At 66.4% G+C, this 11,861-nt stretch carries 11 protein-coding genes; 4 read left to right on the top strand and 7 right to left on the bottom strand.

The genetic code is table 11. The annotated features are described in order from the left end of the window. Positions 1-840: 840 nt before the first annotated feature. The 6 genes from ACQR0Z_RS16565 to secG form a co-directional block, all read right to left on the bottom strand. Positions 841-2,043, bottom strand: a complete 1,203-nt coding sequence (locus ACQR0Z_RS16565) for an MFS transporter (protein WP_434919364.1) — start codon at positions 2,041-2,043, stop codon at positions 841-843. Then, the gene (gene kdsA / locus ACQR0Z_RS16560) at positions 2,043-2,906 is read right to left on the bottom strand and encodes a 3-deoxy-8-phosphooctulonate synthase (RefSeq protein WP_434919363.1); all 864 of its coding nucleotides are present in this window, start codon (positions 2,904-2,906) and stop codon (positions 2,043-2,045) included. The genes ACQR0Z_RS16565 and kdsA overlap by 1 nt, the downstream gene beginning before the upstream one ends. Before the next feature lie 119 nt (positions 2,907-3,025). Then, complete coding sequence (locus ACQR0Z_RS16555; protein WP_006611072.1) at positions 3,026-3,352, bottom strand: NIPSNAP family protein; 327 nt, start codon at positions 3,350-3,352, stop codon at positions 3,026-3,028. 96 nt (positions 3,353-3,448) lie between these two features. After that, entirely contained in the window at positions 3,449-4,309 is an 861-nt protein-coding gene (locus tag ACQR0Z_RS16550; protein ID WP_434859093.1) for a hypothetical protein, read from the bottom strand. 96 nt (positions 4,310-4,405) lie between these two features. Beyond that, positions 4,406-6,037, bottom strand: coding sequence for a CTP synthase (locus tag ACQR0Z_RS16545; RefSeq protein ID WP_434919362.1), 1,632 nt, complete (start codon positions 6,035-6,037; stop codon positions 4,406-4,408). A 167-nt stretch (positions 6,038-6,204) separates the two neighbouring features. Then, positions 6,205-6,585, bottom strand: a complete 381-nt coding sequence (gene secG, locus ACQR0Z_RS16540; RefSeq protein WP_434919361.1) for a preprotein translocase subunit SecG — start codon at positions 6,583-6,585, stop codon at positions 6,205-6,207. A 210-nt stretch (positions 6,586-6,795) separates the two neighbouring features. On the opposite strand from secG, the gene ACQR0Z_RS16535 reads away from it, so the two are divergent. Together ACQR0Z_RS16535 and ACQR0Z_RS16530 are read left to right on the top strand one after the other, a co-directional pair. Next, complete coding sequence (locus ACQR0Z_RS16535; RefSeq protein WP_434859096.1) at positions 6,796-7,362, top strand: helix-turn-helix domain-containing protein; 567 nt, start codon at positions 6,796-6,798, stop codon at positions 7,360-7,362. Between the two features lie 2 nt (positions 7,363-7,364). Further along, positions 7,365-7,892, top strand: coding sequence for a GNAT family N-acetyltransferase (locus ACQR0Z_RS16530; protein ID WP_434859097.1), 528 nt, complete (start codon positions 7,365-7,367; stop codon positions 7,890-7,892). Between the two features lie 36 nt (positions 7,893-7,928). Here ACQR0Z_RS16530 and tpiA read toward each other — a convergent pair whose 3' ends face one another. After that, positions 7,929-8,684: a triose-phosphate isomerase gene (gene tpiA / locus ACQR0Z_RS16525; RefSeq protein WP_434919360.1), complete on the bottom strand. Its 756-nt coding sequence runs from the start codon at positions 8,682-8,684 to the stop codon at positions 7,929-7,931. A 223-nt stretch (positions 8,685-8,907) separates the two neighbouring features. Between tpiA and ACQR0Z_RS16520 the strand changes: the two genes are divergently transcribed. Together ACQR0Z_RS16520 and trpD are read left to right on the top strand one after the other, a co-directional pair. Next, positions 8,908-10,818 (top strand): SurA N-terminal domain-containing protein, encoded by a 1,911-nt coding sequence (locus ACQR0Z_RS16520; RefSeq protein ID WP_434859099.1) that lies wholly within the window; start codon positions 8,908-8,910, stop codon positions 10,816-10,818. A gap of 24 nt (positions 10,819-10,842) precedes the next feature. Further along, positions 10,843-11,856: an anthranilate phosphoribosyltransferase gene (trpD, locus tag ACQR0Z_RS16515; protein WP_434859252.1), complete on the top strand. Its 1,014-nt coding sequence runs from the start codon at positions 10,843-10,845 to the stop codon at positions 11,854-11,856. The last annotated feature ends 5 nt before the right edge of the window (positions 11,857-11,861 follow it).

The following is an 11,861-nucleotide window of genomic DNA, read 5'->3' as shown; positions in this document are numbered from 1 at the left end:
CGGGTGCGCCCCAGCCGCGGCTCTCAGTCTTTGCGATCCATCATGCGGCGGCGCCCTAAGCTCACTTTTCGCCGTGATTTCAAATCGATTCCCGCCAACACCTTCCGATAAAAAGATTTCTATTTGCATTTTTTCGAATTTATGATTGACTCCCTCCGTCCCGTCTCGATCTGAGGGGCGCTTCGCGGTCGTCACGGACGTTGAGGCGGGATGCGGTGGGCGTGTCGGGTTCGCAGCGTGATCCATCATGCGGACGAACGGGCCTGATGCGCCGGCGAAGTCGTATGGTCCTGGCCTCCCGACGCTGAGGCTACGCTGGTGGTGATGATCCGCCGGTCACGGGGGCAAGACAGCCCGGTCCCCGGGGAGAGTACGTATAAGCCGCCCAACCATCGCGCGGGGAATGCCGGGATGTCTCGGCTGAACCTGTGGTACCTGCCGCCTGCATTTTTTTCCGCAGGCGGGCCATGGGGGCGGCCAGCTCCCGGCATTCCCCGTGCCCTCTTCGAAGGTAAGAGGGCAGGTCCAAGGCAAAGCTCGGACGCAGATGCGCCGCGAGAGAGTGAGCTCATGTCTCACAGCCGTCATTGCGAGCGAAGCGACGTGTCCGCCATAGCCCGAAGGGCGACGGCGGAAGCAATCCAGGGGCTCGGGTGGGACTCTAGATTGCTTCGCTTCGCTCGCAATGACGTCGGAGCAAACTTCGAATGCACATGCGCCGCGAGACGGAATCGCGTCGGCCAGCAACGAAAGTGCCCCCGGGTCATGTTTAAGCCGGGCAGACCCAGCACCGCGAACGACGACCACTTCGCCGCTCAGATGCGCGCTCGATCGGACGTGCTACGCCGCATCCGCCGGCGGGCGCTGCCGCAGCAGCGTGGCGCAGGCGAAGCCGAGGGCGATCATCAGGGCGCCGGCGATGAACAAGGTCGGCTGCTTGCCGCCATGCACCACGCCGAAGCCATAGGCAATCGGGCCGACGGTCTGGCCGAGGAAGAAGAAGAACGAGTGCAGCGACATCGCGGTGGCGCGGGCGCCGATCGACAGCTCGCTGGCGAACACCTGCAGGCAGCCATGGATCATGTAGAAGCCCCAGCCCATCATCAGCATGCAGGCGAATTGCAGCTTCCAGGACGGGCCGAACGACAGCGCGGCAAGCTGCACGCCGACCAGCGCGGCGCCGACGATCATCATGCCCTTGACGCCGAGCCGCGGCAGGAAGTTCGACACGGTGGCCGTATAGAACAGGCCGCCGACCGCAAAGCCCGCGATCACGATGCCGGCGATCGACAGCGAGGTCTCGCCGAGATCGAACAGGAACGAGGCGATGAACGGAAACAGCCCGAACACGCAGCAGCCTTCGACGAACACCGCCGAGTAGCAGAACCGCGTGTTGGGGTTCCTGAAGATGATGCCGTAGCCCTTCTTCAAGGTGGCGAGATCGGTGGTCGCCGCGTGCGTCACCTTGGCGCCGCGGAAGCCGGCGGCGACCGCGAAGGAGGCGATCAACCCGAGCGCGCCGAGGATCGCGAGCACGCCGCGCCAGCCGATGAAATCGCCGATGATGCCGGACGCGGTGGCGCCGAGCAGATTGCCAGCCATCGAGCCCGCCAAGGTGCGGCCGATCGCGACCTGGCGCTTATCGGGCGCGACGAGATCGGCGGTCAGTCCCAGCGCCACCGGAAACACGCCGCCGGAGGCGATGCCGGCGAGGATGCGGGTCGCGAACAGCAGCGGAAACGAGGTCGCGAGCGCGCCGAGCACGCTGGCGACGCCGAGCAGCGCGAGGCACAAGGTCATCAGCCGCGCCTTGCCGAACAGGTCGGCGGCGGCGCCGATCGCCGGCTGGATCAGCGCGTAGATCAGCGCATAGCCGGCGGCGATGCCGGCCGCGGTGGCGATGCTGATCGAAAAATCCTCGGCGACATGCGGCAGCACCGGATCGAGCGCGCGCGTCGACAGCGCCGCGGAGAAGCCCGCCAAGGCGATGATGTTGACGGCCGGCGGAAACTTGTTGTCTGGCTTGACGACGGGCTGGTGCATCAACTGATGGCGTCCGCCGCCTGCCCCTTGGCGAGCGCATCGAACGCCATCAGCGTCCGCAGCAGTCCCTCGAACTGCGCCAGCGGCACCATGTTCGGGCCGTCGGAGGGCGCATGATCGGGATCGGGATGTGTCTCGATGAACACGCCGGCGACGCCGACCGCCACGGCCGCGCGTGCGAGCACGGGGACGAATTCGCGCTGCCCGCCCGACGAGGTGCCCTGCCCGCCCGGCTGCTGCACCGAATGCGTCGCATCGAAGATGACCGGCGCGCCCGTCATCTTCGCCATGATCGGCAGCGCCCGCATGTCGGAGACCAGCGTGTTGTAGCCGAACGAGACGCCGCGCTCGGTGGCGAGCACATTGGGATTGCCGGCGCCGGTGATCTTGGCGACCACATTCGCCATGTCCCAGGGCGCCAGGAACTGGCCCTTCTTGACATTGACGACCTTGCCGGTCGCGGCCGCAGCGAGCAGCAGGTCGGTCTGCCGGCACAGGAAGGCCGGGATCTGCAGGATATCGACGGCCTGCGCCACCTCGGCGCATTGGCTGGCGTCATGCACGTCGGTCAGCACGGGGAGACCGAGCGAGGACCGGATCTCGGCGAAGATCGGCAGCGATTGCGCAAGCCCCAGCCCGCGCGCGGCAGAGCCGCTGGTGCGGTTGGCCTTGTCGAACGACGTCTTGTAGACGAGGCCGATGTTCAGCCGGCCCGCGATCTCCTTGAGCGCGGAGGCGACCTCCAGCGCGTGGGCGCGGCTTTCGAGCTGACAGGGACCTGCGATCACCGCGAGCGGCAGCTGATTGCCAAAGCGCACGGAGCCGGCAGTCACGACCGGCGCGGCAGAGATCGAAGCGTTCAAGACATCATTCCTCTCGTGAGCGCGCGACCATGACCCGGGGCAGGCCGCCCAATCAACCCGGCGCATGGGCGCGAATAGCAGGGTTGCGGGGACCGGTCATCCCCGCCCCTGCCCGGCCTCTATTTCAGCGCCGAGAACGCCGTCGGCACCAGGAACTGGCTGGTGATGTTGGCGACGATCTGGCCGTCCTCCTCGCTCTTGGCGCGCGCCGCAATCCACTCCGGATTGGTCATGAAGGCGGTCCATTTCGTCTCGCGCTCAGCCAGGGATTCCCAGGCGAGGAAATAGGTCAGGTCCTGGTTGGATTCGCCGATCAGGGTGGTGAAGAAGCCGACGGGGCGGATGCCGTGGGTCTCCCACAGCTTCAGTGTCGTGTTTTCGAAGCGCTTCAGCAGCGCCGGCAGCCGGCCCGGAATGCAGCGATAGATGCGGCTCTCGTAGATCATTGGCGATCCCTCCCTGATTTCGTTTCACGTCGAATGATCAAGCGGGTTCTCGCAACAATCCCGGTCCGCGTCAAAGCCGACCGCTTAGGGCATCTTTCAGGGCATTTTGGGCGGCGGAATTCGGCCGGCGTTCTGCGCGATGTTCGGATCGACGAGATCGATCTTGTCGCCGGGATCGATGCCGAACACGGCCTTGAAATCCGCCGGGCCGAGCACGCGCGCCGCTTCATCGAGCATGTGCTGGTTGCGCGCATTCAGCGCATCGGCACTCGGCTGTCCGGTTCCCGGCCAGGCCCGCGCGGCGAACTGGTGCACGTCGGATCGCAGCCGCAGCAATTCGAGCAGCTTGGGATTGCCGGGCCCGAGAACGCGCTGGGCGTGGGCTTCGAACTCGTCCGCGCCACCCGGGCCAGGGGATGCCGAAACCGTCATGGAGCCTCCTGCCGTCGCCGGCGGCGCAAGCCTCATGCTGCTGCACGCAGCAATCCTGGCGGCCCACGCCGCGTGTTGCAGCCCGTATGTCCCATAGATGAACGTACTCGCTGCATAGCCTCGGGCCAAGTTCACGGTCAGCGGCGAGCCCCCGCCAAGTCCGGTCGCATACAGGACCTGGTTGGCAAGCTGGTGGCAGACGCCGTCGACGCCGTAGACGTAGACGGTCCCGCGCGCCGCAGGCGTCGTCGCCGAATCCGCATTCGCCTGCACCAGGCACTGCGCCAGAGCCAGATCGCCCGCCTGGCTGCCGAGAAAACCGCTTGGATTGATCGGCGTTCCTCCCGTGGGATGAAACGATCCCCAGCAATACCAGTAGAACTCGCCGGCAGCGGCGACCGCCGCGTCGTTTGGATAGACCGTCCGGCGATTGTCGTACGTTGTGACCCAGGTGTGATCGACCGGCGAGCCCGTCGTGAAGGCTGGCACGGCCCAAGCAAACAACGTCGCCGTCGCTGCCGCCATCGTTTCCGCCCCATCGCATGGAGGCGGCAGCATCGCCGCCTCGGGAGCACAACCTTAGCGTTTATTGAGTTCGGAGGCCAGCCTGCGATCTGGCCGTCACACCAGCCGCGACTGCACCACCGCCGCCTGGATGAACGAGGCGAACAGCGGGTGCGGCTCGAACGGGCGCGACTTCAGCTCGGGGTGGAACTGGACGCCGATGAACCAGGGATGGTCCTCGTACTCCACGATCTCGGGCAGCACGCCGTCCGGCGACAGGCCGGAGAACTTCAGGCCGTGCTGCTCGAGCCGGTCCTTGTAGGCGGTGTTGACCTCGTAGCGATGGCGGTGCCGCTCCGAGATCTCGGTCGCGCCGCCATACACCTCGGACACACGGCTGCCGCGCTTGAGCGCCGCGGGATACGCGCCGAGCCGCATCGTGCCGCCGAGATCGCCGCTCTGCGAGCGCTTCTCCAGCTCGTTGCCGCGCAGCCACTCGGTCATCAGGCCGACGAGCGGCTCCTTGGTCGGGCCGAACTCGGTCGAATTCGCTTCCGCGATCCCGACCAGATTGCGCGCGGCCTCGATCACCGCCATCTGCATGCCGAAGCAGATGCCGAAATACGGCACGTCGCGCTCGCGGGCGAACTGCGCCGCGCGGATCTTGCCTTCCGCGCCGCGCTGGCCGAAGCCGCCGGGCACCAGGATGCCGTTGACGTGCTCCAGGAACGGCGCGGGGTCCTCGTTCTCGAACACCTCGCTCTCGATCCAGTCGAGCTTGACGCGAACCTTGTTGGCGATGCCGCCATGCGACAGCGCCTCGATCAGCGACTTGTAGGCATCCTTCATGCCCGTGTACTTGCCGACGATCGCAATCGTGACGTCGCCTTCGGGATTGCGGACGCGCTCGTTGATCGTGTGCCAGCTGGCGAGTGCCGGCGGAATCCGCGGCTCGATGCCGAACGCCGCCAGCACCTCGTCGTCGAGCCCGGCGGCGTGATACGCCTCCGGCACGGCGTAGATGTTGTCGACGTCGCGCGCCTCGATCACGGCGCTCTCGCGCACGTTGCAGAACAGGCCGAGCTTGCGCCGCTCCTCCTTCGGGATCTCGCGATCGGTGCGGCACAGCAGGATATCCGGCTGGATGCCGATCGAGCGCAGCTCCTTCACCGAGTGCTGCGTCGGCTTGGTCTTCAACTCGCCCGCGCTCGGGATGTAGGGCAGCAAGGTGAGATGGATGTAGATCGCGTGATCGCGCGGCAGCTCGTTCTTGAGCTGGCGGATGGCCTCGAAGAACGGCAGGCCCTCGATGTCGCCGACGGTGCCGCCGATCTCGACCAGCACGAAATCGTACTCGTCGTTGCCCGACAGCACGAAATCCTTGATCGCGTTGGTGACGTGCGGGACGACCTGGATGGTCGCGCCGAGATAATCGCCGCGGCGCTCCTTGGTCAGGATGTCCTGATAGATGCGGCCGGTGGTGATGTTGTCGGCCTTGGTCGCGGGCCGCCCGGTGAAGCGTTCGTAATGGCCGAGATCGAGATCGGTCTCGGCGCCGTCGTCCGTCACGAACACTTCGCCGTGCTGATACGGCGACATCGTGCCTGGATCGAGGTTGAGGTAGGGGTCGAGCTTGCGAAGCCGGACCTTGTAGCCACGGGCCTGCAGCAGCGCGCCTAACGCGGCTGAAGCCAGACCCTTTCCGAGCGAGGAAACCACGCCGCCGGTGATGAAGATGTACCGCGCCATGGGACCCTACCTTTAATGCCGCGCGCTCGATTCGCCAAAACGAATCGTGGTCGGCCCGCAACGCTGTCGCGGGCCTGTGGGTTACGTCGAAATATGAATGGTCTCAGGACCTTGAGACCGCCTCCTGATGCAGGACGCCAATTGCGTTCCTGCATGGCATCCCCGCGTTATTGCGACTGCGGGGCGGACGGCGCGCTCGGCGCCGCGGGCGCCTGCTGCTCGTCGGCCTTCTTGAGCTGGTCGAGCAAACCACCGCCACCCGGCGCTACCGGCGTTCCGCCGGACTGGGTCTGGCCGGGCACGGTGCCAAGAATCGACGTGGGCTTGCGCTCGAGGCCCGCGAGCCAGGTCAGCAGCAGGCTGGTGATGAAGAAGCCGACCGCCAGCACCGCCGTCGTGCGCGTCAGCAGGTTCGCCGTGCCGCGGCTCGACATAAAGCCGGCGCCGCCGCCCATGCCAAGGCCGCCGCCTTCGGACTTCTGCAACAGCACCGCGCCGATCAGGACGGCGACGATCATGAGGTGGATGACGATCAAGACAGTCTGCATGGTGACCTTCCGTCACAAGCCCTCGCTGGCCCCGACCGGAGGCCGGGATCGCGAGAGCTTCGCGGGCTATTCGGAAATTTGCGCGGTGTTACACGATCAAATCGGGCAACGCCACCCCGCAGATAATCGCAGCCGCGCTTCTCACAAGCGCAGTCACGAGCGGCGTCGCTTCCTCTTGAAAGCTGAACTTCATTCCATTATTAGAGACAAATGGATCAAATAATAGACGACTTCAGCCAACGGCTCGCCCGGCGCCTTCAACTGGAGCGCGACGGCCGAGGCTGGTCGCTGGCCGACCTCGCCGAGCGCTCAGGCGTCTCGAAGGCCACCATCAGCAAGATCGAGCGCGCCGAAGTGAGCCCGACGGCTGTGGTGCTCGTCAAGCTGGCGAGCGCCTTCGAGCTCAGCCTGGCAGGACTGATGCTGCGCGCCGAGGCCCAGCCGGAGCGCGTGTCCAGGGCCGATGAGCAGCCGGTCTGGCGCGACCCGGACACCGGCTACCTCAGGCGGCAGGTGTTCCTGCGTCCAGACCATCCGGTCGAGCTGGTGTCCGTCGAGATGCCCGCTCGCCGCAGCGTGACCCTGCCGGCCTCGTCCTACATCCACATCCGCCAACTGCTCTGGGTGCAGAGCGGACGCCTGACCATCATCGAAGGCGCCGAGCGCCATGAGCTTAGCCCCGGCGACTGCCTCGGCTTCGGCCCGCCGATCGATACCACCTTCGCCAATGAGACCGACGCGCCCTGCACCTATGTCGTGGCGCTTGCCCGGAGTTGAGAATGTCCACGATTCGAATTGCGCCCCTGTCCGATACACCTGCCGTTCGCGCCGGGCTGAACGCGATGCTGATCGAGACCGTGGCGAACGGTGGCTCCGTCAGCTTCATGCACCCGCTCAGCACTAACGACGCCGACGCGTTCTGGCGCGATTCGCTGTCGAGCGCCGCGCGCGGCGAGCGCATCGTGCTGGGCGCCATCGACGGCGATGCGGTGGTGGGGACCGTGACCTTGCAGCTCAAGCTGCCGCCAAACCAGCCGCATCGCGCGGAGATCGCGAAGATGATGACGCGCGTCAGTCACCGCAAACGCGGGATTGCCACCGCGCTGCTGCGCGCCGCCGAAGGCCTCGCCCGTCAGCACGGACGGACGATGCTCGTGCTCGATACCGCCGAGGACGGAGGTGCGTCGGAGCTGTACGAGGGTCTCGGCTTTCAGCTCAGCGGCATCATTCCGGACTACGCCGTGAAGCCGCATGGCGGCCTCACCGGGACGAAGATCTATTGGAAACGCCTCGGAGAAGCGGCGTGAGGCGTGAGTGTTGGCGCGCTGTCTTCAGACGGCCCTTCAACATCCCTTCGCAATTGCGAGAAAATCCGCCGCCTTCAGGCTGGCGCCGCCGACCAGCGCGCCATTCACATTCGCGACCGCCATCAGCTCGGCGGCATTGGAGGGCTTCACCGAACCGCCGTAGAGGATTCGCATCTTCGCGCCCTCCTCCTTGAAGCGATTGGTCAGCAACTCCCGGATAAAGGCATGAATCTGCTCGACATCCTTTGCTGTCGGCGTCAGCCCGGTGCCGATCGCCCAGACCGGCTCATAGGCCACGACGAGGTTGTCGGCACGCGATCCCTCGGGAAGGCTCAGGTTGAGCTGCCCGCGCAGGATATCCAAGGTCTGGCCGGCATCGCGCTGCTGCTGGGTTTCGCCGACGCAGACGATCGCCACCAGCCCGGCGCGCCACACCGCCTCGGTCTTCTGGTGCACGACAACATCGCTCTCGCCGTGGTCGGCCCGCCGCTCCGAATGACCGACGATGATGGCGCTCGCGCCGGCATCGGCCAGCATCTCCGCCGACAGATCGCCGGTATGGGCGCCCGACGCCTTGGCGTGGCAATCCTGCGCCCCGACCGCGATCGCCTTGTTGCCATGCGCCTTCTCGGCGAAGGCCGACACCAGGGTCGCCGGCGGACAGACCAGCAGATCGGCCTTCGCGGTCACGTCGGCGGCACCCGCCATCATCGCCTCGAACTCCGTCATCGAGGCCTTCAGGCCGTTCATTTTCCAGTTGCCGGCAATCAGGGGGCGGATGCGGTCGGTCATGGCAGGATTCCAGCAAGCGTTGTGACAGGAGATCGGCTAGCAGAGCCCCTGCAGGAGTACCAGAGCGGGAACGGTGTTCCCACCGCTTCAATCCGCCTCAGGCGCGAGGTTGCGACCGGGCGGCTGCCTCTTTATAAGCCGTTCCAACTCGGTGACGCCCTTCCGCGAACTTCGCTCCAAGGCGCGGCCCCTTCATCCTTTTTCCTGCAGACAGACTGGACCCATGCTTCGAGGATTACGCAAGGCCTCATCAAACTGGCTCGGCAAGACCATCATGGCGGTGGTCATGGGCGTTTTGATCGTCAGCTTCGGCATCTGGGGCATCGCCGACATCTTCAAGGGCTTCGGGCAGTCGACGGCTGCAACCGTGGGACGCACCGAGATCTCGATCAACGAGTTCCGGCAGATCTATACCGACCGCCTGCAGCAGATCGGCCGCCAGATCGGCCGTCCGCTGAGCCAGGAGCAGGCCCGCATGTTCGGGCTCGATCGTTCGGTGCTGCAGCAGACCATCGCGGAGGCCGCGCTCGACGAGCAGGCCCGCCGGCTCGGTCTTGGCCAGTCGGATGCCGAGACGATGCGCGTGATCCTGAGCGACCCCAACTTCAAGGGTCCGAACGGCGCCTTCGACCCGCAGCGCTTCCAGGCGATCATCCGCAATTTCGGCTTCACCGAGCAACGTTATCTGGCCGACCAGCGCCGGCAGTCGCTGCGGCGGCAGATCACCGGCACCATCGCGGCCGGACTCGAGCCGACCACCACGATGCTCGATGCGCTGAGCCGCTTTCAGAACGAGCAGCGCTCGATCGACTATATCAAGCTCGACGCGGCGCAGGCCGGCACCATCGAGACGCCCGCGCCTGAAGTCCTCGCGGCCTATTTCGATGCGCACAAGGCGCAGTTCAAGGCGCCCGAGTATCGCAAGCTCTCGTTCGTCGTGGTGACCCCCGAGGAGATCGGCAAGTGGACCACCGTCTCTGACGAAGACGCGCGGAAGCTGTTCGATCAGCGCAAGGGTCTGATGGGCACGCCGGAAAAGCGCCAGGTCCTGCAGATGACCTTCCCGAGCATGGAAGAGGCGCAGGGGGCACGGGCGCGGATTGCGTCGGGCGAAGTCACGTTCGACGAGCTCGCCAAGGAGCGTAACCTGAACCCCGCCGATCTCGATCTCGGATTGGTGACGAAGTCGGCCATCCTCGACCCCGCGGTCGCCGATACCGCGTTCTCGCTGCCGACCGGCGAGGTCAGCCAACCGGTCAAGGGCGCCTTCAACGTGGCGCTGGTGAAGGTGAGTGCGATCCAGCCCGGCCAGGAGCCGGCCTATGAGAGCGTGGCCGCCGACATCAAGAAGGAGATCGCCGCCGACCGCGCCAAGTCGGAGGTCGCCAATCTCCGCGACAAGATGGAGGACGAGCGCGGCGGCGGCGCGAGCGTGGCCGAGGCCGCCAAGAAGATCGGCCTCAATGCCGTGACCGTCGAGGCGGTGGACCGCTCCGGCAAGCAGCCCAACGGCCAGCCCGTCCCGAACATTCCGCTCGGCCTCGATGTCGTCTCGCAGGCCTTCAACAGCGATGTCGGCGTCGACAATGAGCCGATCTCGTTCCGCGGCGGTTATGTCTGGTTCGAGGTGCTCGGCATCACCCCGCCGCGCGATCGCACCCTCGACGAGGTCAAGGATCAGGTCGCCGCGCGTTGGCGCGACGACGAGGTCGCGGCCAAGCTGCGCGCCAAGGCGGCCGAGCTGGTCAAGAAGCTGAACGAGGGCGGCAAGCTCGCGGATGAGGCGACCACGCTCGGCGTGAAGCTGGAGAACGCGACCGCGTTCAAGCGCGATGCGAGCCTGCCCGGCGTCCCCCCTGGGGCGATCACCGCTGCGTTCCGCACGGCGAAGGACGGCGTCGGCCAGACCGAGGCCGATGGCGGAAAGCAATGGATCGTCTTCCGCGTCACCGACATTGTCGATCCCAAGGTCGATCTGGCGTCCGAGGACGTCAAGAAGCTCAAGGATCAGCTGCAGCGCGCGCTCGCCGACGAGCAGGGCACGGCCTATGTCCTCAAGCTCGAGAAGGACATCGGGACCACGATCAACGAGGCGGCCGTGGCCCAGGTGGTCGGCGGCGGCAGCAACCAATAATCGCTCGCCAGGGGTAAGCGCGTGATGGACGATCTCAAGTCGATCATTGGCAAGGTGGCGACAGGCGCTGCTCTGTCCCGCGACGAAGCCGCGTCCGCCTTCGACCGCATGATGTCGGGCGAGGCGACGCCGTCGCAGATGGGCGCGCTGCTGATGGGCTTGCGCGTGCGCGGCGAGACCGTCGACGAGATCACCGGCGCCGTGAGCGTGATGCGGGCGAAGATGCTGCGCGTCGACGCGCCGGCCGGAGCGGTGGACATCGTCGGCACCGGCGGTGACGGCTCCGGTTCGGTCAACGTCTCGACCTGCGCCTCCTTCATCGTCGCCGGCGCCGGCGTGCCGGTCGCCAAGCACGGCAACCGCGCGCTGTCGTCGCGCTCGGGCGCCGCCGACGTGCTCGCCGCGCTCGGCGTCAAGATCGATCTCAAGCCCGACCAGGTCGGGCGTTGCGTCCGCGAGGCCGGCATCGGTTTCATGTTCGCCCCCGCCCATCATCCGGCGATGAAGAATGTCGGCCCGACCCGCGTCGAGCTCGCCACCCGCACGATCTTCAACCTGCTCGGGCCGCTGTCGAACCCCGCCGGCGTCAAGCGCCAGATGGTCGGCGTGTTCTCGCGGCAATGGGTCGAGCCGCTGGCGCAGGTGCTCAAGAATCTCGGCTCGGAAGCCGCCTGGGTCGTGCACGGTTCCGACGGGCTCGACGAGATCACGCTGACCGGTCCGACCTTCGTCGCCGCTCTGGAGAACGGCCAGATCAGAACCTTCGAGATTTCGCCGGAGGAAGCCGGCCTCGGCCTGTGCGGCAGCGACGGTCTGAAGGGCGGCGATGCCGCGGCCAACGCCGTGGCGCTGCAGAGCGTGCTGGATGGCCTGCCGAGCCCCTATCGCGACGTCGCGCTCCTGAATGCTGCCGCTGCCCTGGTGGTCTCGGGCCGCGCCAAGACGCTGAAGGAAGGCGTCGCGATCGGCCGCGATTCGCTCGACAGCGGCGCGGCGGCCGCGCGTCTGAAGCAGCTGATCGACGTTTCCAACGGCTGACCTCT

Origin of the sequence: Bradyrhizobium sp. HKCCYLS3077, assembly GCF_051167555.1 — a bacterium.
Classification (GTDB): Bacteria; Pseudomonadota; Alphaproteobacteria; order Rhizobiales; family Xanthobacteraceae; genus Bradyrhizobium.
Note: the sequence above shows the minus strand (reverse complement) of the source record. Positions and strands in the feature narration are given on the sequence as shown.

What these genes read in the sequence shown, in the direction of transcription:
- secG (WP_434919361.1), bottom strand. Translation starts at nt 6,585, where the DNA reads ATGCAGACTGTCTTGATCGTCATCCACCTCATGATCGTCGCCGTCCTG.
- ACQR0Z_RS16550 (WP_434859093.1), bottom strand. Translation starts at nt 4,309, where the DNA reads ATGGCGGCAGCGACGGCGACGTTGTTTGCTTGGGCCGTGCCAGCCTTC.
- ACQR0Z_RS16555 (WP_006611072.1), bottom strand. Translation starts at nt 3,352, where the DNA reads ATGATCTACGAGAGCCGCATCTATCGCTGCATTCCGGGCCGGCTGCCG.
- ACQR0Z_RS16565 (WP_434919364.1), bottom strand. Translation starts at nt 2,043, where the DNA reads ATGCACCAGCCCGTCGTCAAGCCAGACAACAAGTTTCCGCCGGCCGTC.
- ACQR0Z_RS16545 (WP_434919362.1), bottom strand. Translation starts at nt 6,037, where the DNA reads ATGGCGCGGTACATCTTCATCACCGGCGGCGTGGTTTCCTCGCTCGGA.
- ACQR0Z_RS16530 (WP_434859097.1), top strand. Translation starts at nt 7,365, where the DNA reads ATGTCCACGATTCGAATTGCGCCCCTGTCCGATACACCTGCCGTTCGC.
- trpD (WP_434859252.1), top strand. Translation starts at nt 10,843, where the DNA reads ATGGACGATCTCAAGTCGATCATTGGCAAGGTGGCGACAGGCGCTGCT.
- ACQR0Z_RS16520 (WP_434859099.1), top strand. Translation starts at nt 8,908, where the DNA reads ATGCTTCGAGGATTACGCAAGGCCTCATCAAACTGGCTCGGCAAGACC.
- ACQR0Z_RS16535 (WP_434859096.1), top strand. Translation starts at nt 6,796, where the DNA reads ATGGATCAAATAATAGACGACTTCAGCCAACGGCTCGCCCGGCGCCTT.
- tpiA (WP_434919360.1), bottom strand. Translation starts at nt 8,684, where the DNA reads ATGACCGACCGCATCCGCCCCCTGATTGCCGGCAACTGGAAAATGAAC.